Annotated in this window: 18 protein-coding genes, 1 tRNA gene and 1 other RNA gene; 7 read left to right on the forward strand and 13 right to left on the reverse strand. The window is 68.5% G+C overall.

Features of this window, described 5'->3' with window-relative positions:
• Nucleotides 1-42 precede the first annotated feature (42 nt).
• From VFC51_12730 to VFC51_12750, 5 genes are all read right to left on the reverse strand, one after another.
• The gene (locus VFC51_12730) at nt 43-246 is read right to left on the reverse strand and encodes a hypothetical protein (protein HZT07891.1); all 204 of its coding nucleotides are present in this window, start codon (nt 244-246) and stop codon (nt 43-45) included.
• A 126-nt stretch (nt 247-372) separates the two neighbouring features.
• A complete protein-coding gene (locus tag VFC51_12735) occupies nt 373-1128 on the reverse strand; it encodes an excalibur calcium-binding domain-containing protein (GenBank protein ID HZT07892.1) in 756 nt (251 codons plus the stop codon).
• A gap of 64 nt (nt 1129-1192) precedes the next feature.
• Nucleotides 1193-1798 carry a VTT domain-containing protein gene (locus VFC51_12740; GenBank protein ID HZT07893.1) on the reverse strand — a complete coding sequence of 202 codons (606 nt, stop codon included), beginning with the start codon at nt 1796-1798 and terminating at the stop codon, nt 1193-1195.
• 147 nt (nt 1799-1945) lie between these two features.
• Nucleotides 1946-2377, reverse strand: a complete 432-nt coding sequence (locus VFC51_12745; protein HZT07894.1) for an RpiB/LacA/LacB family sugar-phosphate isomerase — start codon at nt 2375-2377, stop codon at nt 1946-1948.
• Between the two features lie 8 nt (nt 2378-2385).
• The gene (locus VFC51_12750; protein HZT07895.1) at nt 2386-3192 is read right to left on the reverse strand and encodes a DUF427 domain-containing protein; all 807 of its coding nucleotides are present in this window, start codon (nt 3190-3192) and stop codon (nt 2386-2388) included.
• Nucleotides 3193-3394: 202 nt separating this feature from the next.
• On the opposite strand from VFC51_12750, the gene VFC51_12755 reads away from it, so the two are divergent.
• A complete protein-coding gene (locus tag VFC51_12755; GenBank protein ID HZT07896.1) occupies nt 3395-5095 on the forward strand; it encodes an ABC transporter substrate-binding protein in 1701 nt (566 codons plus the stop codon).
• A gap of 214 nt (nt 5096-5309) precedes the next feature.
• Nucleotides 5310-7061, forward strand: a complete 1752-nt coding sequence (locus VFC51_12760) for an ABC transporter substrate-binding protein (protein HZT07897.1) — start codon at nt 5310-5312, stop codon at nt 7059-7061.
• Between the two features lie 377 nt (nt 7062-7438).
• On the opposite strand, the gene ssrA is transcribed toward VFC51_12760, so the two are convergent.
• The 6 genes from ssrA to VFC51_12790 form a co-directional block, all read right to left on the reverse strand.
• Nucleotides 7439-7793: a transfer-messenger RNA gene (gene ssrA / locus VFC51_12765) on the reverse strand.
• 232 nt (nt 7794-8025) lie between these two features.
• Nucleotides 8026-8508 carry an SsrA-binding protein SmpB gene (smpB, locus tag VFC51_12770; GenBank protein HZT07898.1) on the reverse strand — a complete coding sequence of 161 codons (483 nt, stop codon included), beginning with the start codon at nt 8506-8508 and terminating at the stop codon, nt 8026-8028.
• Nucleotides 8508-9908, reverse strand: a complete 1401-nt coding sequence (locus VFC51_12775; protein HZT07899.1) for a S41 family peptidase — start codon at nt 9906-9908, stop codon at nt 8508-8510. The genes smpB and VFC51_12775 overlap by 1 nt, the downstream gene beginning before the upstream one ends.
• Nucleotides 9909-10439: 531 nt before the next feature.
• The gene (locus VFC51_12780; protein ID HZT07900.1) at nt 10440-11492 is read right to left on the reverse strand and encodes a tyrosine-type recombinase/integrase; all 1053 of its coding nucleotides are present in this window, start codon (nt 11490-11492) and stop codon (nt 10440-10442) included.
• Between the two features lie 95 nt (nt 11493-11587).
• Nucleotides 11588-12070: a DUF6036 family nucleotidyltransferase gene (locus VFC51_12785; GenBank protein ID HZT07901.1), complete on the reverse strand. Its 483-nt coding sequence runs from the start codon at nt 12068-12070 to the stop codon at nt 11588-11590.
• A gap of 26 nt (nt 12071-12096) precedes the next feature.
• Nucleotides 12097-12444: a hypothetical protein gene (locus tag VFC51_12790; protein ID HZT07902.1), complete on the reverse strand. Its 348-nt coding sequence runs from the start codon at nt 12442-12444 to the stop codon at nt 12097-12099.
• A 131-nt stretch (nt 12445-12575) separates the two neighbouring features.
• Between VFC51_12790 and ileS the strand changes: the two genes are divergently transcribed.
• The 4 genes from ileS to gltX are packed head-to-tail and all read left to right on the forward strand — an operon-like array spanning nt 12576 to nt 18807.
• Nucleotides 12576-15779, forward strand: coding sequence for an isoleucine--tRNA ligase (ileS, locus tag VFC51_12795; GenBank protein HZT07903.1), 3204 nt, complete (start codon nt 12576-12578; stop codon nt 15777-15779).
• Nucleotides 15772-16350 carry a signal peptidase II gene (gene lspA / locus VFC51_12800; GenBank protein ID HZT07904.1) on the forward strand — a complete coding sequence of 193 codons (579 nt, stop codon included), beginning with the start codon at nt 15772-15774 and terminating at the stop codon, nt 16348-16350. The genes ileS and lspA overlap by 8 nt, the downstream gene beginning before the upstream one ends.
• Nucleotides 16334-17335: an RluA family pseudouridine synthase gene (locus tag VFC51_12805; GenBank protein HZT07905.1), complete on the forward strand. Its 1002-nt coding sequence runs from the start codon at nt 16334-16336 to the stop codon at nt 17333-17335. The genes lspA and VFC51_12805 overlap by 17 nt, the downstream gene beginning before the upstream one ends.
• Nucleotides 17332-18807: a glutamate--tRNA ligase gene (gene gltX, locus VFC51_12810; protein ID HZT07906.1), complete on the forward strand. Its 1476-nt coding sequence runs from the start codon at nt 17332-17334 to the stop codon at nt 18805-18807. The genes VFC51_12805 and gltX overlap by 4 nt, the downstream gene beginning before the upstream one ends.
• A gap of 539 nt (nt 18808-19346) precedes the next feature.
• On the opposite strand, the gene VFC51_12815 is transcribed toward gltX, so the two are convergent.
• The gene (locus VFC51_12815) at nt 19347-20144 is read right to left on the reverse strand and encodes a DUF72 domain-containing protein (GenBank protein ID HZT07907.1); all 798 of its coding nucleotides are present in this window, start codon (nt 20142-20144) and stop codon (nt 19347-19349) included.
• 104 nt (nt 20145-20248) lie between these two features.
• Between VFC51_12815 and VFC51_12820 the strand changes: the two genes are divergently transcribed.
• Nucleotides 20249-20322: transfer RNA gene (locus VFC51_12820), tRNA-Gln, on the forward strand.
• Nucleotides 20323-20568: 246 nt separating this feature from the next.
• On the opposite strand, the gene VFC51_12825 is transcribed toward VFC51_12820, so the two are convergent.
• Entirely contained in the window at nt 20569-21471 is a 903-nt protein-coding gene (locus VFC51_12825; GenBank protein ID HZT07908.1) for an amidohydrolase family protein, read from the reverse strand.
• Between the last annotated feature and the right edge of the window lie 430 nt (nt 21472-21901).

Raw genomic sequence — 21901 nt, forward strand, 5'->3', positions numbered from 1 at the left:
AGCGTCCCAGTTGCCTGGCTCAGTCTGCTCGTCTTGGTCGCGTTAGCCGGTCGGCTCTCCAGTCCCCTCCGGGCCGTCGTCTCGGCGCGCCTGCATGCTCGGACGCCACTCGTGCTCGACGGCGAAGACGACCACGCGGCCGTCCTTGATGACTCCGCGGAAGCTCCCGTATCGGCAGCGGCGGATCTCGTCGGCGTACCGCGTGATCAACGACTGCAGATCCATCTCGGGATTCACGTCAGCCACTCGCGGCCTCCGCGTTCGTCATGCCGAGACCTTATCGCGCCGGCGCCCGTGGCTGGTATAGAAGAACAAACTAAAGAATCCCCGGATTCATTGGGCAGAATGTCTGAGGCCGGAAACGGCGCGGCCTCACCGGGTGTCAACGCGCACGCGGTCGTCCATCACGACCCAGCCGACGCCGGACTCGTCCGGCAGCACGACGAGCGCGAAGCCGTCTTCATCGCGGACGAACCGGACCTGGTCGCCCGGCTCCAGCGTCGCCACCACATCACCATCGCTCGACACGGCATCGGTGTGATCCATCACTTGCAGCCAGGTAGCGGATACGACCTCAGCCGGCTGGGAAGGCGCGTCGGACGACGGCGACGGCGGCGAGATCGGCGCCGTGGTGGGCGGAGTGGCGGGCGCCGCCGGTATCGTCGGGTCCGTCGCCCGAGGACGAGCAGACGGCTCGGGCGTCGCAGCCGTCGCTTCCTCCAAATCAGGTTGAGCCACGCGACCGGCCGCCGTGGGCGGTCGCGGCGTCGCCGTGGGGGCGAGAGGGCGCGGGGTCGGCGACGGCGTGTGGGTCGCCGCCGGCTCGCTCGTCGGTGTCGCCGACGGCGTGGCGAACACGGTCGCCGTCGGCGTGGGCGAGCGGGAGCTCGTCGGCGACCCGGGGAGGCTCTCGCACGCGATGCCGTTGTGGTTCGCGTCCAGGTGGTTGGGATCCCCCGATCCCGAAGCCAGGAAGTAGGCTTGGGCCTCTTGCCAAGTTTGAAAGTCGCGGCAGTTCTTGTCCGCCGCGAAGAGCTCTCCTGCCTCGCCGGGCCACAATCCCGGGACCGTGGTCGCGAGGAGGAGCATGAGCGCGCCACGGGCAATTGGAAGGACAGGCGCCCGCATCGTCGACCTCGAACCCGATTGGCGTGGATCGCGCGGCGGGTCGCGCCGCGCCAGCAGGAGCAGCTCAGCCCCAGCCTGCGAAGAAGACCCCTCCGAGCGCTGCCAGCAGCCAGAATCGCAGCGTCTTGCCCAGGAACGTGCTCACCAGAAAGATCCATAACGGCATGCGGGTCGCTCCCGCGACCATGCCCACCGCGTCGAAAAAGGGGTTGGGCACGATCGCAGCCAGAAAGATGACTGGCCCACCGAACCGGCCCATCCACCGCTGGATCGCCGCGTACCAGCGATTCTCGGGGACCAGACGTCGCCCGCTGTACCCCAGCGCATAGCCGGTCAGCTCGCCGAGCGCGGCGGCGACGCCAGCGACGAGGGCGACCGCCCGCGGGTCCAGAAAGGTGCCGGCGAAGACGATCGCGGCGATATAGGGCACGGGAAGGATCAGCGAGGCGGTGGAGAGAAGAGTGACCAGGAATACCCCGAGGTACCCATAGCGGCCGAGGGCGTGGTAGTCGACGGGAAGGGCGATGATGGCGGCGGACATGCCCGCGACGGCCAGGGCCCACGCCATGGCCTGGAGCCGCGCTCCGCGGGTCGCAAACCTCGCGCTCCACGACGCCTGGAGCACGTGCACGGTCTCGCTCGTGGCCGCGGAGATTCCGTTGGCTTGCACAGTCCATCCCTCGGGAACCGATCGGGGAGCGCTGGGCGCAATTCTAGTGTCGCCGGTCGCAGAATGGAAATAAGACTTCTCCAGGAAGCCCATCACGAATGGCTTATACGGTGACCGGAGGAGCTGCCCCAGGGACGCCCCGCCACATCAGCGGCGGTGGCGGCCCTCGATCTGGGACAGGCGCTCGATGTTTTCGACCTCGTCCGGGTCCGGGCGCTCCACGGCGAACCAGGCGTCGAGTATGGCGCGCGCTGCCTCCACCGTGAGCAGCCGCGAGCTCAGCACCAGGACGTTGGCGTCGTTCCACCTGCGCGCCCCGGTCGCGATCCACGGGTCCCACACGAGCGCGGCGCGCACCCCCGGCACCTTGTTCGCCGCCATCGCGGTTCCGGTCCCCGTCCAACAGAAGAGCACGCCCTGGTCAGCGGTCCCTTCCGCGACCGCGCTCGCGACCTTCACGGCCACCTCAGGCCACTGCGCTGGAGGCACGAGCTGCACGTCGTGGCCCCGCGCCCGCAGGTCGTCGACGACGGCGTCGGTCAGCTCGTTCGCGTCATCCGCGCCGACGAGAATACGCACGGGGCGACTCAGTCCCTCGACCAGCGCGTCTTCGGCCGCGGCTGGAGCTCCTCGTCCACGTAGAGCGCGTCAACGCGCTCGTTGAAGAAACAGAGGAGGCCCGCGACCTTCGGGCACTCGGGGATGGGCTCAGGGTAGCTCCAGACGATGTCGTCGAAGGTCTGATCGCCTACGCGCACGCTCCAATACGACGCGATGCCCTTGTATGGGCAGCGCGTGTGGGTGTCGGTGGGATGCAAGAGATCGAGGCGGACGTCCTCGGGCGGCAGATAGTAGCGCGTCGGCAATCCCGTCTCAAACAGCAGCCGCGGGCGATGGCTGTCGGCGACGGTGACGCCGCCCAGCACGACCCGCACGTGGCGCGTGCTCGCCAGCACGTCGACGCGCTTGTACGGATCCCGCGGATGGACGAAGACCTCTTCATCCTCCTCGTACCATGCGTCCATCGATGGCCAGTCGAACGCGATGTACTCGCTCATCTCGGGCCACTGTGGCGTCCCGGCGTTGAAGCGCCACGCGCCCTGCTCGGCGACGCGGCTCCCAGCCCGGACGTTCCAGAAGGTCGCTGTGCCCTTTTGCGCATCGGTCTCCGTGCGACCGGACGGCACCAGAAGGTCCGTGCGCACGTCGCCGCGGGGAAAGTAGTAGACGGGGAGGTGGCCGCGCTCCCGAAAGAGCATGACGCGCCGGCTATCGGCGATCGTCTCGCCGGCGAACACCACGCGCACGCGCCGAGGGCTCGGCTCGGCGATCGCCCAGTAGTCCTCGGCGGAGGGCGGCCCGCCGTTGGTGAGAGGGACGGCAAGTTGGCTCATCTCGTGCTCCTCGCGTGACTCGTTCAATCATATGCCGATCCAGCCGGCTTCGTTCCCCATTGTCCATAAGCAATTCCCACGGATTTCCGCTCCATTTTCTTATCTAAGAATGGTCTAAGAGTAGGCCCGTTTTTCGATATAGTCGAACGAGACAGTCCAGCCGTCACCCGTCCGGCTCATCCCGCGATGCGAGGGTCTGAACATGGTCTTGACACGGATCGGCGCCGCTCTGATCGGGATGGCAATCGTCACCACCGCATGCGCCGCGGGGGCGGCGCCCAAAGGCGCGGGGGGCGACCCGGTGCCAGCGCCTCCACACCGCAAACACATTACGGCGGCGATCCTCGGAAATCCCTACACCCTCAGTCAGGCGGTGAATACCGCGGGGACCGGGTCCATCCGCGGCGTCGGCGAGCTGGAGAAGGTCATCAACGCGGGCCTCACGAAGCTCGATGAGGATGACAACGTCGTGCCGCAGCTCGCCAAGGAGGCGCCGAGCCTCGAAAACGGCCTGTGGACCGTGTCCCCGGACGGCACGATGCAGACGACGTGGAACATCAAGCCCGACGCGACGTGGCAGGACGGGGCGCCCTTCACCGCAGCGGACATCCAGTTCACGGCGACCGTCGTGCGAGACAAGTCCGTCGCCATCGCCGGGAATCCGGCATACCGGGCGATGGACGCGGTGACGACGCCGGACGAGCGCACCGTCGTCGTCACCTGGAAGCAGCCGTTCATCTACGCGGACCAGCTCTTCAGCTACACCATCGCGCTCCCCCTTCCCGACCATCTCCTTCGCGCGCAATACGAATCGGACAAGGCGAGCTTTCTCGACCAGCCGTACTGGACGACGGATTTCGTCGGGACCGGCGCTTTCAAGCTGCGGGAGTTCGTTCGGGATAGCCACATGATCGTCGAGGCATGGGACGGCTACGTGCTCGGTAGACCGAAGCTCGACGAGATCGAGGTGCGGTTCCTGTCAGACCCCAACGTCGTGATCTCCAATATTCTCGCCGGAGAAGTCGACGTCACGATCGGCCGCGGCATGAACCTGGAGCAGGCGCTCCAGGTGGACGAGCAATGGGACGGCGGAAGAATGGACGCGAAGCCCAGCAACTGGATCGCCCACTACCCGCAGCTCATGACGCCCGACCCGGCCGTCATCGGCGACGTCCGCTTTCGGCGGGCACTCCTCCAGGGGATCGATCGCAAGGCGCTCTCCGACACGCTCCAGGCCGGGCGCGCGCCCGTTGCCGACACGATTCTTTACATAAACTCACCCGAGTATCGCGACGTCCAGGGGAGCGTCGTGACGTATCCCTTCGATCCGCGCGGCGCGGCGCAGGCGATCCAGGGGCTGGGGTTCGCGCGCGGGGCCGACGGCATGTTCGCCGGTCCCGACGGGCAGGCCCTCACGATCGAGAGCCGCACCAACGCCGGTGACGATCTGAAAGAGAAGCTCGTCCAGGCCACGGCCGACTCGTGGCGCCAGATCGGTGTGGGGGTCAACACCGTCGTCACGCCGCGCCAGCTCGCCTCAGATCGCGAATATCGAGCCACGAACCCCGGGTTCGACCTCGTCCGCCAGCCCTTCGACTTGACGCGCTTCATCTCGTCCGAGATCCCCCTTCCCGACAACAACTGGAAGGGGAAGAACCGAACGCGGTACAGCAACCCGGAGCTGGACGGCCTCGTCAGCCGGTACTACAGCACGATTCCCAAAACGGACCGCACCGCCGTCCTCGCCCAGGCGGCGCACATCTTGTCCGACCAGGTGATCGGCCTGGGTATTTTTTATGGACCGGAACCGATGCTCATCAGCAACAAGCTCGTCAACGTCTCGTCGGGCAAGGCCGCCGACGTCGATGAGACGTGGAACATCGAGACGTGGGACCTCCGATAGGGCAACGGCCCCCAAATGGCGTGAGGGGTGACGCGCCAGTGCGACGGCGACAGCCGCGGCGATGAAGGGAACCAGGGCTCCGCTCGTCGCCACGCAGCGTACAATAGGACCGGCCATCCGACGATCGAGGGAACGCACAGAGGGAGTGGCGCCGGTGGGCTGGGGGGAGCGCCGCTCGTGAACGTGCGGCGCACACTGGCTGGCGAGGAGTGAGATGACGCGCGGCGGGTCGCGAACATCGAGCCTCTACGCGCGAGCGGCCATCGCTCTCGTCGCCCTCATCACCACGATCGCCGCGGGCTGCGGCCCAACGGCGGCCCGCGCGCCGAGCGGCGACCGGGGGCCCGCCCAGGACCAGCGATCCCCCAAACGCATCGCCATCGCCATGCTGGGCGAGCCGCCCGCGGTCTGGGACGACATCAAGATCGCCGGCGGGACCGTGCCCGGCATCGGCCAGTTCGAGATGCTGGTGACGGCCGGGCTGGCGGTCGCGGACGAGGCGGGCACGCTTCACCCCGAACTGGCCGAAGCGGTCCCCACGACCGAAAATGGCCTCTGGGAGCTATCGCCGGACGGGCGCATGCGCGTGACCTGGAAGATCCGCGATGGCGTTCGATGGCACGACGGCACACCGTTCACCTCGGACGATCTACTCTTCACGGCCACGGTGGGGAACGACACCGATCTGGCCGTGCTGCGCGAGCCGGCCTACGACCTCATCGCCGACGTCTCAGCGCCCGACCCGCGCACCATCGTCGTCTCGTGGAGCCAGCCCTACATCAACGCCGATCGCATGTTTTCCTCGGGATCCAGCGGGTTCGCCCAGCCGTTGCCGCGCCACATCCTGGAGCGACCCTTCAACGAGAACAAGGAAGGGTTCCTCCAGATTCCGTACTGGAACACGGAGTTCGTCAGCACCGGCCCGTTCAAGATTCGTGATTGGCAGACCGGCAGCTATGTGACCCTCGACGCCTTCGACCAGTACGTCCTCGGCCGCCCGAAGCTGGACCAGATCGAGGTGAAGTTCATCGCCGACCCGAGCACCCTCGTGGCGAACGTCCTGTCCGGCGCCGTGGACCTCACGTTCTCACGCGCCGTGTCCATCGAGCAGGGGGTGCAGGTGCGCGACCAGTGGCACGATGGAAAGATCGTGCCCAACATCTCCGGCACGGGATGGACCATGATGTATCCCCAGCTTCGCGTGCCGAATCCGGCCGCGCTGGTGGAGGCGGACTTTCGCCGTGCGTTGATTCAGAGCATCGATCGCGAGCAGCTGGCGGAGAGCCTGGCCGCCGGCCTCGGGCCGGTCGCCGACAGCATCATCCCCCCGGACGCCGCCGAGTACCCCGCCATCAAAGACAGCATCGTGCGCTGGCCGTACGACACGCGCCGCGCCACGCAGATGATCGAGGCCATGGGATTCGCCAAGGGGGCCGACGGCTTCTACCGCGACCCAGCGGGCCAGCAGGTGTCCATCGAGATCCGGACCACGACCAATGAGGCGAACCAGAAGTCGTCGTTCGCGGTCGCGGACTCCTTCCAGCGGGTCGGACTTCGCTCCGAGGCGGTGGTGATCCCGGTCCAACGGCTCCAGGACAACGAGTACCGCGCGAATTATCCGGGCCTCGAGCTGGTGAACCAGCCGGACGGGGTCGATGGCCTCGACAACCTCCTCGACAGCTCCGCCGCCCCGCTTCCCGAGCGCAACTACCGCGCGCCGAACAAGAGCCGGAACCGCGGGTCCTACGTGAATCCAGACTATGACGCCATGATGGACAAGTACCTCACGACGGTGCCGATGGGCGACCGGATGAAGGCCCTCGGAGCCCTCATCCACTTCCAGACCGACCAGCAGCTCGTCATGGGCCTGTTTTACAGCGTGGACGCCATCATGATGACCAATCGCCTCGTGGGAGTGCCGCCGGCCAGCGGCTGGAACGCCCACACGTGGGACGTGACGTCGTAGAGCGTCGCTCCCGGCGCGAATCGCCCAGGGAAGCTCGCCCAGCGCCTTCCAGCCGCCCCGATGTGACGGTCGCCGCGGGATTCGGCTTCGCGAACCTCGCGAGCGCTCATCTCCCGCTGTCGACGGCCACGCCCACGTTCTTCGACCCCGTTGAGGTTCATCGCGACGACGGTGACGCCGAATCCCGCGGTCGCGGGGAGCATCGACCCGAACGCTGATGGACTACGCCCCGACTGACACTTCGCCAACAAAGACCTGCAGCGCCTCGTCGGCCGCATGTGGGCCCGCTATACCGAACGTCTCCCCGTGGACTGCGAGCGCCGACTTCACACGCGAATGATAGAAAGATGCCGCTATCCATCGACAGATAGCGGCGGTGGTGGAGACGGGGGGGAATCGAACCCCCCGTCCAGAGCGAGTCGATCGGCGATGTACTCCAGGCGTAGTCGACGCTTTAACTCCTCGCTCTAGGCCCCCCGTCGACCGGGTTCCATCGAGCCAGTCGGCCTTGGCTTACTCGCGCCCCACGCCGACGGCGGGTCGCGCAGCACTTCGACTTATCGGCGCCCTATTTCGGCCCGCCGAAGTGAGGCCGAAGAGGACGGTCGCTGCTTACGCAGCGGCAGCGTATGCGTAGTCGCCAGTTACTGGCTTGCCCCCTGTTTTTCGAGTCGAGAGCGAACTCGGCCTGCAATCGCCTAATCTCCTCCCCTGTCGAGACCGAGCGTCCCCATGTGTACGATGCGCCCGACGCCTTTCGGCATCCGCGCCTGCATGAGTTTACCATAACCGACGGAGCACACCCCGGCCCGCGGTTCACGGCGGCGACACCCGCTCTCGCCCGTCGCAGCCGCGCGATTCACCCCGGCCCGCCGTTCACGGCGGCGACACCCGCTCTCGCCCGTCGCTGCCGCGCGATTCACCCCGGCCCGCCGTTCACGGACACCCACGCCCTCGTCCGTCGCTAGCGGGCCGACCAGAGGTCGCGTTTGACGGCGCGCTCGATCTCGCGCCGCGCGTCCCGCTCCGCGATGGCGGCCCGCTTGTCGTAGCTACGCTTGCCGCGCGCCACGCCCAGCTCGACCTTCACGTGGCCGCGGCGGTCGTACACGCGCAACGGCACGAGCGTCACGCCCGTCTCCGACGCGCGGCCGGCGAGGTGCGCGATCTCGCGCGTGTGGGCCAGCAGCTTGCGCGGCCGGATCGGGTCGTGGTTGTATCGGTTGCCCGCCTCGTATGGCGAGATGTGGGCGTTGAGCAGCCACAGCTCGCCGCGCTCGACCCGCGCGTAGGCCTCGCGCAGGTTCACCTTGCCCGCGCGCACGGACTTGATCTCGGTCCCCGTCAGGGCGATTCCCACCTCCAGCGTCTCCAGGATGTGGTACTCGTGATACGCGCGCCGATTCGTCGCGTACACGCGCTCGCGAGCGGGCGCTTCCTGCGGCATTATCCGAGGACCGGTGCGCCGAGCGCCGCCTCTTCCCGGGCATCGAGGATGCTCGCCTCCGCGTCATCGCGGAGCGATAGCCAGTCGCGCACCGACTGGCCCGGCGTCACCTGCATGGGAACGACAGCGCGCTGGCCCCCCAGCGGCGCGGCGGCGCTCGCGGGCTGCTGACGCACGAAGTCGACGGCCTGCTGCAGCGCGGCGTCCGCTCCGGCCGCCGCCACCACGGGGATCTGCGGCGTGAGGCCGACGCCCTGAATGGGGCTCCCGTCGGGCGTGAGCCACCGCGCGACGGTGAGCCTTAGGGCGCCGCCGTCGCTCAACGTGTGGACAATCTGGACCGTTCCCTTGCCGTATGTCTGCTCGCCGACCAGCGTGGCGCGACCATGGTCCCGGAGCGCGCCGGCCACGATCTCCGCCGCGCTCGCCGTTCCAGAGTCCACCATGACCGCCATCGGACCTGAGAGGGCGCGCGGCCGCCCGCGCGTCCGGATCGCCTCGCGCTCGGCTCCGCGCCGCTCCTCGTACAGGACGACGCCCTCGTCGATGAACTGGCTCGTCACGGCCACGGCGCCGTCGAGATAACCGCCCGGGTTGCCGCGCAGGTCCAGCACCCACCCGCGCGGGGAGCGCTGCGCGAGCTGGTCGAGCACTTCGCGCAGGTCCGACCCAACGCGCAGGGCGAAGCTGCTGATCCGAATGTAGGCGACGCCGTCCGGGCGCAGCTCCCCCCGCACCGATGGGACGCGGATCTCCTCGCGCGCGACCTTGACGTCGAAGGGCGCCGCGCCCCCCCGAACGATGGTAAGGGTCACGGTTGAGCCGCGCGGGCCGCGAATCATCTGAATCGCGTCGAGGAGGCTGATGCCGTGCACGTCGCTCCCATCGACGCGAGTGATGACGTCGCCCGCCCTCAGCCCTGCGCGCTGGCCGGGCGAGCCGTCCAGCGGCGACACAACGTGCAGATCGTCGCCTTCCATCTCCACCTGGACGCCGATCCCGTCGAAGGCCCCGCGCAGGTCCGCGTCGGTGATCTCGCGGTGCGTGGGGTCGAGGTAGAGCGTGTGCTGATCGTCGAGCGCGGTGAGCATGCCGCGAATCGCGCCGCGCGAGAGCTTGTGGGGTTCGACGGCCGACTCGTCATAAAAATCGCGGTCGACGTAGCCCCACGCCTCCCAGAAGGGGCGGAAGATGGCGTCCAGCTCCGGCGAGGGGGCTGGAACGGGCGCCGGCTCGGGCACGGCGCGGGCGAGGCCCACGCGCCGAAGGACCGGCTCGATCGCGGTGTGCGACCGGCCGATGGCATCCGCGTGCCCGAGCGCGTAGCCCAGGCCGAAGGGCCCGATGGCGAGCACGAGGAGCATGACGAGCAGCGACGTGACCTGACGCGCTCGGCGCACTGGCGCAGCCTCCGATGGATCCGCGCCTCGGGGATCTCCGTCCTGACGCCCCGAGGGTGTGACGAGATCACGCGTTGTCGAAAACGTGTGGCTCGGCGGACGTGGGTGATTGGAACAATTGTACCATCGGCTCGTTCGGCCCCTATCGCGCCTCACCGGTGGCGCTGGCTTCCAGACAGGCGAACGGATCCCTTCGTCGCCCCAGCGGGGAGCAATTGGAGCCGCCTCCCATGGTCGTTCGACGGCTGCGCCAACGCTTCACCACCGCAGCCACCTCCACCAATCCGGATTCGGAGCCTTCGTTCTGAGCGGGACGACGGATCGGCCATGATATCCGTCGCCGGCGCGGGAGCCGACGCCGGCGGTCGCGGCGGCTCCGAACGGCGAGGCTGGGCGAGGAGCGATTGGGCAGCCCGCTCGCCTTGTTCGCCCAGCGAGTCCCGCGACCGGTCATGCCGGGCGAGCGCGATGGACCGCCGCGCGCGATGCTCATCCGGGACGTCGGCGGCCGCGTAGCACAATGGCCCCGGTTCAGCGCTGGTCGCGCCGGCGCACGTGGCGCTCGGCCATCTCCTCCGCGCTCAGGCTGTACCGGTCGAAGGCGTCGCGCAGGTGCTGGACCTCGTAGTGGGCGTAGATCTTTTTCGTGGTCTCCGGACTCGCGTGGCCCAGGATGTCTTGCACCTCGGAGAGCTTGGCGCCCTGGTTCAGCAGCACCGTCGCCTTGGCGTGGCGGAAGTCGTGGGTCGTGGCCGGCACGTCCGCCAGGAGGCTGATCTTCTTCACCGTCTTCCATATAGAGAGGGGCGACAGCCGATAGTTGGCGCCACGACCCCTCACCCTGCCGCGGGCACGGTCGTGGCGGATGAAGGCCGGCGCATAGGAGTCGTTCCGCGCGTTGAAGTAGGCGCGCAGCGCCTCCAGCGCCTCCTCGGAGAAGAAGACGACGCGCTCGCGGTCGCCCTTGCCCCGAATGATCGCCTGGCTGTTCCATCCATCATCGAGGTCGGCGCGATCGAGCCGCGACGCCTCCTCCCGCCGCATGCCGGTCGAGAAGAGCGTCAGGATGATGGCGCGATCGCGGAGAACTTCCAGGTAGGCCGCGGGAAAGCGCGTCGGGTCGGGGAGGGGAACAGACTTGACATAAAGCACCACGTTCGCCAGGCGGCTGTCCACGCGCGGGGAGCGGTACGAAGCCCGCCCCATCCCCGCCCGCGCCTGCTCCTGGATCGCCTCGAAGCTCGTCTCGCCGTTCAGCATGTGTCGGCGGGAGAGGAACCGAAAGAACGCGCGCACCCCGGCGACGTACGTGGTGATCGTCGCGCGATCGTCCCGGCCGTAGGACCGGATCAGCCAGCGCTGGAATGCCTCGAGCGCCTCCTCGCCGATCTCCGACGTGGCGAGCAGCTCCGGCTTGGCCTTTCGCTCGCGCAGGTGCTCGTTCCAGCGCCGGAGGGCGCTGGCGTACGTCGCCACGGTGCGGGGCGATTTGCCCACGAGCGAGTCGAGGAAGAGCTGCTGCGCCGCCAGGACCGACGGGTCAGCGGTGGACGTTGACGGCGCGCCGGCGCTTGCGGACGACATCGTGGCAGCAATGGTAGCAGGCCAGTGGCGCGACCGCGTCCGGCCGCGCTCCATGTGTCGCAGGTGTGATAGCGCAACCCCCGGCCGCCCCTCGGCTACGACGCAAATGCCAGGTCCACGGCCCTGCGGAAGGACGCAGCGTCGAGCGCGGGATACCGGTACAGCTCGGGCTCGATGCGGGTGAAATACGCGCGAGCCGCGGCGGGATCCACCAGGCCCCGAGCGACCATCTCCCGAACGTCCGCGACGTCTTGGACGTGGCCGCGCTCCACCTTCGCCAGGGCCTGCGCGTACAGATCGAAGTGATAGAACGTGACTCGCCCCTCGCGGGAGATGAACGCGCCACGCTCTTCCCAACCCGCAGGAACAGGGATGAAATCCACCGGAGCGGCCAGCTCGACGTTGATCTCCAGCGCCTCTTTCAACCGAGCAATCGCTCGCAACAAACGATCGCTATCCGGAACAATCGCCAGGTCCACGTCGATGGTGGACTCGCGCCATCCCAGCAGCACCGCCGTCGCGCCCCCGGCGAGATACACCCGCGTATCAACCGCCGCTTCCACCCCGAGCGCCCGCATCAAGCGCTCGATCCGATCCCGGTCCGCTAACCCACGCACGCCGCCGCTCGCTCGAAGCTCACCAGCCGCCGGATCAGCGCGTTGTATCGCGAATGCGCCGAGTCCGCACCCGTCACGCTCAGCAGCGCGTAGAGCCGCTTCTCCGGATCCGGCAGCGGATTGGGCACCGCGATGCCGAGCTGCGCCAACCGCGGCGCCCCGATGGACGCGAGCAACGCCGGAATCGACTCGACGCCGGCCTCCAGGTCGCGGATCCCGGTCTCGACGAGGTCGCCGCCGGGCAATGCGTTCATGGCGGCAGTATAGGATGGCGGCGGGACCGGCACCACCGGGTCCTGGATCGTGCTAAGCATAATGTGAATTAACTTTAGCATAGCTTCTCTCAAGGGGAGCGGGGCCGCGCCCAGCTCCTGTGGTACACTTCGAGAAACGGCCCCCGCTACGCGGTGCACGTCTCGTCCCAGTGGGGCGAGACTCTTTGTGTCAGCGGCCGGACGGAGCGCGCGTGTACAAACCGGTTTCCCCCAAGGCAGACTTCCCGGCGCTGGAGCACGAGATCCTCCGCTTCTGGGACGAGCACAGCGTCTTCCAGCAGCTCGTGGAGCGTAACCGGGGCAACGCGCGCTACTCCTTCATCGACGGCCCGATCACGGCCAATAACCCCATGGGCGTCCACCACGCCTGGGGGCGCACGTACAAGGACGTTTATCAGCGCTTCTGGGCCATGCGCGGACGCGACCAGCGCTACCAGAACGGCTTCGACTGTCAGGGCCTGTGGGTCGAGGTCGAGGTCGAGCGCGCCCTCGGGCTCAACTCCAAGCGCCAGATCGAGGCGTACGGCCTCGACAAATTCGCCGAGCGCTGCCGCGAGCGCGTCCTCCAGTACGCCGGCGTGATCACCGAGCAGTCCATCCGCCTTGGACAATGGATGGACTGGGACCACTCCTACTACACCATGAGCGACAACAACATCGAGCACATCTGGCACTTCCTGAAGCGCTGCCAGGAGCGCGGCTGGCTCTATAAGGGCTGGCGCACCATGCCATGGTGCACGCGCTGCGGCACATCCCTCTCCCAGCACGAGCTGATCGGCACCGACTCGTACCGCGAGGTGTCTCACCCATCACTTTATGTCAAACTTCCCATCGTCGATCGGCCCGGCGAGTTCTTTATGGTGTGGACCACGACGCCCTGGACCCTCCCGGCCAACGTGGCGCTGGCGGTGCACCCGGACCTCGACTACGTCAAGGCCGTCGTCGGCGGCGAGGCATACTACCTCTCGCCGAAGACCCTTGGCGCCGTGTTCGGCCGACCCATCGAAATCGACGCGACCGCCGGCGGCGACCCGTTCCGCGCCTACACGTACCGGGCCACGACGCCCCCAGAGGTCGTCGCGACCGTGAAGGGCCGCGACCTGGTGGGCTGGCGATACCATGGCCCCTTCGACGAGCTGGACGCCCAGCGCGACGTGCAGCACGCGGTCATCCCCTGGGAGGAGGTGGGCGAGGAGGAAGGCACCGGCATCGTCCACATCGCTCCGGGCTGCGGGGCGGAGGACTTCGCCCTCGGGCAGCGGTTCGGCCTCCCGGTGCTCGTCCCCATCGACGACAACGGCGATTTCGTGCCAGGCTACGGTCCGCTCGTCGGCGCCAACGTCCACGACGTGCGCGACGCGGTGTTCGCGTCTCTGCAGGAGAAGGGCTACCTCCACCGCGTGGCCGAGATCCAGCACCGGTACCCGACCTGCTGGCGCTGCGGGGAGGAGATCGTGTTCCGCGGCGTGTCCGAATGGTTCATCTCCGCCGAGGAGATCCGCCCGCGGATGATCGCCGCCGCCCGGACCGTCGCTTGGACGCCGCCTTCCGCCGGGAAGCGGATGGAGGACTGGCTGAACAACATGCAGGACTGGTGCATCTCGCGCAAGCGCTACTGGGGACTGCCGCTCCCCTTCTACCCGTGCGCCGCCTGCGACACGCTCACCGTCGTCGGGTCTGTCGAGGAGCTGCGCTCCCGCGCCGTAACCGGGATGGACCAGGTGCGGGAGCTGCATCGGCCGTGGATCGACGCCGTGCGCATCCGCTGCCCGAGCTGCGGCGCCGAGGTCGAGCGGGTCACCGAGGTGGGCGACTGTTGGCTCGACGCCGGCATCGTCCCCTTCTCCACGCTGGGCCCCGGCTACTTGAAGGACCGCGCCACCTGGGCGAGCTGGTTCCCGGCCGACTGGGTCTCTGAGATGCGGGAGCAGATCCGCCTCTGGTTCTACAGCATGCTCTTCATGAGCGTCGCCCTGGAGGACCGCTCGCCGTACCAGGCCGTCCTCGTCTACGAGAAATTGATGGATGAGACGGGCCAGCCCATGCACAAGAGCCTGGGGAACGCCATCTGGTTCGAAGAAGCCGCCGAGCGCATGGGGGCCGACGTGATGCGCTGGCTGTACGCCGGCCAGAACCTGACCACCAACCTCCTCTTCGGCTACGGGCCCGCGGAGGAGGTGCGCCGCAAGCTCCTGGTCCTCTGGAACGTGTACAGCTTCTTCGTCACCTACGCCGAGGTCGAGGAGTTCACTCCGGGCCATGGAGGCGCGGGCGGCGCGGACCGCGGCCGCATGGACCGCTGGATCCTCTCGCGGCTCGACGCGCTCGTCGCTCTGGCCAACGACCGGCTCGAGGCCTACGACGTGGCCGCGGTCGTCGACGCGGTCGACCGATTCGTCGACGACCTCTCGACGTGGTATCTGCGGCGCAGTCGGCGCCGGTTCTCCCGCGCGGCCGAGCCGGCCGATCGGCGGGCCGCCTTCTCCACCCTCCACACGTGCCTGGTCGATCTGGCACGGGTGATCGCGCCTATCATGCCCTTCCTCGCCGAGGAGATGTATCAGAACCTGGTCCGCTCGTGGGACAGCGCCGCGCCCCAGAGCGTGCACCTGACCCCCTACCCGACGACGGACGGCGCCCGCCGCGCGCCGGAGCTGGACTCCGAGATGGAGCTGGCGCGCGAGGTCGTGACCCTCGGGCGAGCGGCGCGCGGCGAGGCCGGGATCCGGGTGCGGCAGCCGCTCCCCTCCATCACCATCGCGGGGGAGTCGACCGACCTCCAGCTCTCCGACGAGCTGCGCCGGGAGATCGCCGACGAGCTGAACGTGAAGGCCGTCCTAACGGCGGAGAACGTCGAGGCCTTCGCCCGGCGCACCGCCCGCCCAAACCCGCGCGTCCTGGGGCCGAAGCTGGGCCACGACTTCCCCGCAGTGAGCCGCGCCCTCCAGGCCGGCGACTACACGATCCGGCCGGACGGCTCGGTCGCCGTGCGCGGCGTCGTCCTGGAGCCCGGCGAGGTGACCATCGCCCTCGAGCCGCTGGAGAACCGCGCCGTCGCCCAGGACCTGCGCTTTCGCGGTGGACTGGCCGTCGCTCTCGATCGAACGGTCACGCCGGAGCTGCGGAACGAAGGCCGCGCCCGGGAGCTGGTGCACCGGGTCCAGACGATGCGGCGCGACGCGGGCCTGAGCGTCGACGATCGGATCACGTTGACCTTCGCCGGATCGGAATCCTGGGCGGCCGTGGTGCGCGAGCACCGCGACCGCATTCTGGACGAAGTCGGGGCGACCGATCTGCGCATCGGCGCACCGGACGGCTCGGGCGCGACCCTGACGTGGAAAGGGAGGCTCGACGACGAGGAGATCGAGCTGGCCCTTCGGCGGACCGGTGACTGAGCAGTCGAGGCCGCGCAACGTCGACTACGGCATGGCTCGGCGTGCGGAGCCCATCCTCCCGTCCTCGCACCCGGGCCTCCGGCACCGCCCGTCCCACGGCGCCATGGTCCGCCGCCTCGCCGGCTCCTCGCTGGTGGCGGCGTTCGTTCTGGTGGCGGACCAGATCACGAAGTCCCTCTCCGTCCGCTTCCTGGTCGATCAGCCGGAGCAGTCGGTGCCCATTTTGGGCGACTTCGCCCGGCTCACCTACGTGTCGAACCGGGGCGCCGCCTTCGGGATCCTGCAGGATCGGACGATCTTTTTCGTCATCGTGGGGCTCGTAGTCATCGGCGTCATCCTGGCCAGCTACCGATACTTCCCCGTCACCAGCGTCCCGTTGCGGCTCGCCCTCGGGCTCCAGCTGGGAGGCGCTATCGGCAACCTGGTCGACCGGGTGCGCTTCGGATACGTCGTCGACTTCATCGACGTCGCGATCTGGCCCGTGTTCAACCTGGCCGATTCGGCCATCGTGGTGGGCGTCGGGATCCTGGCGTTCCACCTCCTCCGGTCCTCCGATGCCCGCGAGAGCTGACGCGCCGCCCAAGCGCGCGCCGCGACGCGAGCCTGCAAGTTCGACCGCCGCCACGTTTACCGTGGAGCCCTATGGCGCCGGCATGCGCCTCGACGCGTATCTCGCCCGGTACGCCGGCGAGCATTCGCGCGCCGAGTGGCAGCGGCTCATCGAGTCCGGCTCGCTCACGCTGAACGGCGCGCCGACGAAGGCGGCGGCTCGCCTGGCCGGCGGTGAGCGGGTCGCCGTGGAGCGCGTGGCGTCGCACGCGCTGCTGGAGCCAGACCCGACGATCCCCCTCGACGTCGTGTACGAAGATGCGGCGATGGTAGTGGTGGACAAGCGCGCGGGGCTTGTCGTCCACCCGGCGCCAGGGCACGAGACCGGGACGCTGGTCCACGCGCTCCTTGCGCGGTTTCCCGAGCTGCGCGACCCGACGGGCGAGAAGCGGCCCGGCATCGTCCATCGCCTGGACAAGGATACGTCGGGACTCATGGTCGTGGGAAAGACCGTGGACGCGGTTGCGGCCCTGCAGTGGCAGATGCAGCGCGGCGAAATCGCGAAGCGCTACCGGCTGCTGGTCGCGGGCGTGATCCACGAGGATCGGGGCACCATCGAGGCGCCCATCGGACGGGACCGGTTCAACCGCCAGCGGATGGCGGTGCGGCCCGACGGCCGGCCCGCGCGAACGGAGTTCATCGTGCTGGAGCGGTTCGACCGGTTCACCTTTGTCGACGCCGGCCTTCCCAGCGGACGGACCCACCAGCTCCGCGTGCACTTCGCGTCCATCGGCCACCCGGTCGCGGGCGATCGCGTCTACGGAAGCGGACGCGCCCCGGGCGGTTTGACGCGCCAGTTCGTCCATTCCGCAGAGCTGACCCTCACCTCCCCGGCCACGGACGAGCGGCTTCGGTTCACGGCGCCGCTTCCGGCCGACCTGGAGCGGGCGCTCGCCGCGCTCCGGCGGCCGCGGTCCGTGATCGACCCGGCGGAGGCCACGGCATGAGCGCCCCGACGCCCGGCGCGGCCGAGGGGCGCCCGGTGCGCGTGCGGATCGCCCCGAGTCCGACCGGCCTGCCGCACATCGGCACCTTCCGGACGTTCCTCTTCAACTGGCTCTTCGCCCGAGGACGCGGCGGAAAATTCGTGATCCGGATCGAGGACACCGACCGCGAGCGGCTGGTCCCCGGCGCCGTCGAGGCGCTGCTCGACGCGGTGCGCTGGTTCGGCCTCGACTGGGACGAGGGGCCCGTCGTCGGGGGACCCTACGCCCCCTACGAGCAATCCCTACGCCTCCCCATTTACCAGCGGTACGTCGATCAGCTGCTGCGCGAAGGCAAGGCGTATCGGTGCTACTGCAGCGTCGAGCGGCTCGAGGAGCTGCGGCGCGAGCAGCAGGCGCGGAAGGAGCCGCCGGGCTACGATCGGTTGTGCCGGAGGCTCACCGAGGCGCAGCGGGCGGAGCGCCAGGCGAGCGGCGCGCCGTTCGTGGTGCGCTTCGCCGTGCCGCTGGAGGGCTCGACGACGTTCACCGACGTCATCCACGGGGACGTGACGTGGGAGAACCGGGTGCTAGACGACTTCGTCATCGTGAAATCGGACGGATTTCCCACCTACCACCTGGCGCATCTGGTCGACGACCACGTGATGGAGATCTCCCACGTGCTGCGGGGAGACGAGTGGATCTCCAGCACGCCGCGCCACGTGCTCCTGTACGAGGCGCTTGGCTGGGAGCCCCCGGTGTTCGCCCATCTGCCCGCGATCCTGGGGCCCGATCGTAAGAAGCTGAGCAAGCGCCACGGGCCGACGGGCATCGCCGCCTTCCAGGAGGCCGGTTATCTGCCCGAGGCGATGCTCAACTACCTGGCGCTGTGCGGGTGGTCGTCCGGCACCGACGACGAGATCCTCTCCCTCCCCGACCTGGTAGCGCGCTTCACCCTCGACCGCGTGAGCCGGACGGGCGCCATTTTCGACCACGCCAAGCTCGATTGGTTCAACGGCATCTACATTCGGGCGCTTCCACCCGCCGAGCTGGCGGCGCGCATCCGGCCGTTCCTCGGTCCGGACGGCGCATCCGCCGACGACGCCTACCTCGCCGCCATCGCCGGGCTGATCCAGGATCGACTGCGCACCCTATCGGAGGCGCGGGATCTCTCGTCGTTCTTCTTCGCCGAAGCGCTGGAGTACGACCCCGCGCTTCTCGTGCGCCCGGGGGTGACGGGCGACGCCACGCGCGCGGCGCTGGCGCGCGCCGCGGCCCTGGCCCGCACGGTCGAGCCCTTCACCCACGATGCGCTCGAGCCGCCGTACCGCGCCCTCACGGAGGAGCTGGGGCTCAAGACGAGCCAGCTGTTTATGTCAATTCGCGTCGCCTGCACCGGTCGGACGGCGACGCCGCCGTTGTTCGAGACAATGGAGGTGCTCGGGCGGGACCGGGTAGTCCAGCGGCTCGAGGACGCGGCCTCCCGCGTGCCCTAACCGTTCGCCCTGAGCAGGCCCTTCGGCCGGCTCGGGAGCCGCCGCGGTAAACGGCGGGCCTGGGCGCGGGGCGAGAGGCCGCCGCCGTGAACGGCGGGCCTGGGCGCTCGCCCTGAGCCTGTCGAAGGATTGGGATGGGGCATTCCACCCCCTCCCTGACCCTCCCCCCTCGAGGGGGAGGGAATTTCACCCCCTCCCCTGCCGCAGCGGGGGAGGGTGGGGGTGGGGGCCGCCGAACCGCTGTCATGCTGAGCGCAGCGAAGCATCAAAACGGGCCTGCCATGCCGAGCGCCGCGAAGCATCCCTGGCTCCCGAGATCCTTCGGGCTCCGCCCTCAGGATGACAAACGGCTGCCATGCCGAGCGCAGCGAAGCATCTCGCACGAGAGAGATCCTTCGGGCTCCGCCCTCAGGATGACAAACGGCTGCCATGCCGAGCGCAGCGAAGCATCGAAGCGGCCCTGTCATGCTGAGCGCAGCGAAGCATCCCTGGCTCCCGAGATCCTTCGGGCTCCGCCCTCAGGATGACCGAGGCGGCGGTCACCTCGATTGCCGACTGTCCCTCGCGACCCGAACTTCATCGAGGGATGGCGCTCGCGTCGTCGCCCGTCCGAGGTCGGTGAGCGCCCCGGCGAGCGTCGCGGCGTCGCGCACGGCGCAGCAATGCGCGTCGTTGTTGAAGAAGACAAAGACGTCGGAGCCCTCATCCCACTCATCCGCAATGCGCTGAGCCCAGGCTTGCATCGCCTCGGGCGTATAGCATGACGACGGCGAGCCCGTCCCCTGATGGAGCCGGACGTAGCCCCAGTCGGCGGTGCGCCAACTCGGCGTCACGACCTCGTTCTTCCGATCGGCCACGCACGGAGCGGCGCCGTGCTCGGCCAGCAGATCGCGGGTCGCGGGTGTACTCCATGAGGCGTGGCGGAATTCGACCGCCACCCGAACATCGCGCGGCATGGTCGAGAGAGTCCCACGGAGCGCTTCGGGGTCGAACTCCAGGTTCGGCGGAAGCTGGAGCAAGACCGGGCCAAGCTTGGGCCCCAGCTCACGCATCACGTCGAAGTACCGTTCAACCGTGGGCTCCGGCTCCCGCAGCCGCCTAATGTGGGTGAGGAAGCGGTTCATCTTCGTGACGAAGATGAAGTCCGGCGGCGTAGCAGCGGCCCACCTACGTACCGATTCGGGCTTCGGGAGCTGATAGAACGTGTTGTTGACTTCGACGACCTGGAACTGGGCGGCGTAGAACTCGAGCCACTGGCGCTGGGCCAGCTTCTCCGGGTAGAAGGCGCCGCGCCAGCTCGCGTATTGCCAGCCCGACGTCCCGATGAAGACCGCCACCGTCGTCGTCCGCTACCGCCTCATCCCGCGCGCCCGGTCAGCCTACCATGTGGATCGAGCGCGCGGTCAGTCAAAACGGCTGTGGTATGATTCGGGGGGCCCGATGCGGGATCGTTCAACGGTAGGACGGCTGACTCTGGATCAGTTAATCGTGGTTCGAATCCACGTCCCGCAGCCAGCAGGAGCCCGGCAATGAATTCCGGCTCCTTTTCATGTCCGCTCAGGCCCGCCCCCCGCCGGTACGCGCGACACGCTTGCCGACGTGCAATGAATTCCGGCTCCTTTTCATGTCCGCTCAGTCTGAGACAGCCTGTCGTGGACGTTCGCCAGTTTTGATCCCTCCTTCTGACCCGAGGCACCGCGTGACGGCCTCGCCAACGTGGTCCGCAGCGACCTGCTGCGCCAGACCCCGGCCTACCGCCGATCAGGCGGACGCTCCCACCCCGAGGAGCGCCTGGGCATTGCGGTCGAGAATGCCGGTCACCTCGTTGGGCGCCAAGCCGGCGACCTCGACGTCGCTCACGCATTCCTGTGGGGTGTGGTAGGAGTAGTCGGTGCCCAACATGAGGCGGTCGGCGCCCAGGGTTTCGCACGCGCATCGAAGGGCCGAGGGCGTGCCGTTCACCGTGTCGTAGTAGAGACGCCGAAGTCCAGCGGCAGCCCGCGGATCTGATCGGGTCACCCGGTCCCAGACGAAGGGGAGGGTGCCGCCCAGATGGGGAACGATGATCTTCACGTGAGGAAACCGATCCAGGTGCCCGGACCGCGCGAGGCGGAGCGCGGCGATCGTGTCCTCGAACATCGCTCCCACACTCCATGCCAGGCCGAAGTCCTTCTGGAGCGGCCCGCCCACGCCCAATGGATGGAGGAATACCACCGCGCGCCGGCTGTCCAGCTCGGCCCAGAACGGGTGAAAATCGGGGTCGTCCAATGCCCGACCAGCGGTCGAGCAGCCCAAGTTGATCCCCAGAAATCCAAGGGTGTCCAGGCAGCGGCGGGCTTCGGCGATGGCGGCGCTCACGTGGGGGAGTGGCACACACCCGAACGCGCCGTACCGCCCTCCGCCCCGTTCGACGGCCTGGCGGTAGAAGTCATTGGCGTACCTCGCGCCCTCAACCGCGTCTTCGACGCGTTGCAGGTATGGCTGTTGCGCCCCAACGGATAGCACCTGAAGGTCCACTCCACCGGCCGCCAGGTGTTCGGCGCGAAGGTCGGTGAGGCCGGCGGTATCGACGATCTCCCGGTTGGGCCGCCAGGAGCATCCGAGGGCGCGCATGCGCGCCATAAACTCCGGCGTGTAGTAGTGCGCGTGAACGTCGATTCGCATCGGCTTCCTCCCACCTGGTGAGCTGGAACGGGCGCGCCCCCTTGTTTCTGGCTACCGGCGGTCCCAATCCTGGACGTTCCAGGTTGCCGCGCCATGGGTTGGGACGGTTCCGCTTGCGTTGACCAGTCGGTTGTTGATCATCGTGGCTTGGGCACCATAAACGAGGCCACACTCCCGGTACCTTGCCGTTGGCAGTGCCGCTGATCGTGCTGTTCAACGTCGGTGGGTTGCTGCGAACCGCGGCGGTGATGCGCTTGAGGACGGGTGGAGCGGCCACTTGCGTTGGCGACGGGCTGGCGCTGGGCCCCGGCGGACGGCACCCGGAAATCCCCACGATCGCGACGACCACGCACACGGCCAAGCCCTCACACGGCCTCCCCCGGACCTTCGGCAGCCATGGCGTCCGTCATACTCCGTCGCGCCACCCACG

This window comes from Chloroflexota bacterium (assembly GCA_035652535.1).
Taxonomy (GTDB): domain Bacteria; phylum Chloroflexota; class UBA6077; order UBA6077; family SHYK01; genus DASRDP01.

Coding starts and splice junctions, on each gene's coding strand:
- VFC51_12735 (HZT07892.1), bottom strand. CDS start 1,128: ATGCGGGCGCCTGTCCTTCCAATTGCCCGTGGCGCGCTCATGCTCCTC.
- VFC51_12750 (HZT07895.1), bottom strand. CDS start 3,192: ATGAGCCAACTTGCCGTCCCTCTCACCAACGGCGGGCCGCCCTCCGCC.
- VFC51_12755 (HZT07896.1), top strand. CDS start 3,395: ATGGTCTTGACACGGATCGGCGCCGCTCTGATCGGGATGGCAATCGTC.
- VFC51_12760 (HZT07897.1), top strand. CDS start 5,310: ATGACGCGCGGCGGGTCGCGAACATCGAGCCTCTACGCGCGAGCGGCC.
- smpB (HZT07898.1), bottom strand. CDS start 8,508: ATGCCGCAGGAAGCGCCCGCTCGCGAGCGCGTGTACGCGACGAATCGG.
- VFC51_12780 (HZT07900.1), bottom strand. CDS start 11,492: ATGTCGTCCGCAAGCGCCGGCGCGCCGTCAACGTCCACCGCTGACCCG.
- VFC51_12785 (HZT07901.1), bottom strand. CDS start 12,070: ATGCGGGCGCTCGGGGTGGAAGCGGCGGTTGATACGCGGGTGTATCTC.
- VFC51_12790 (HZT07902.1), bottom strand. CDS start 12,444: ATGCTAAAGTTAATTCACATTATGCTTAGCACGATCCAGGACCCGGTG.
- VFC51_12805 (HZT07905.1), top strand. CDS start 16,334: ATGCCCGCGAGAGCTGACGCGCCGCCCAAGCGCGCGCCGCGACGCGAG.
- gltX (HZT07906.1), top strand. CDS start 17,332: ATGAGCGCCCCGACGCCCGGCGCGGCCGAGGGGCGCCCGGTGCGCGTG.
- VFC51_12825 (HZT07908.1), bottom strand. CDS start 21,471: ATGCGAATCGACGTTCACGCGCACTACTACACGCCGGAGTTTATGGCG.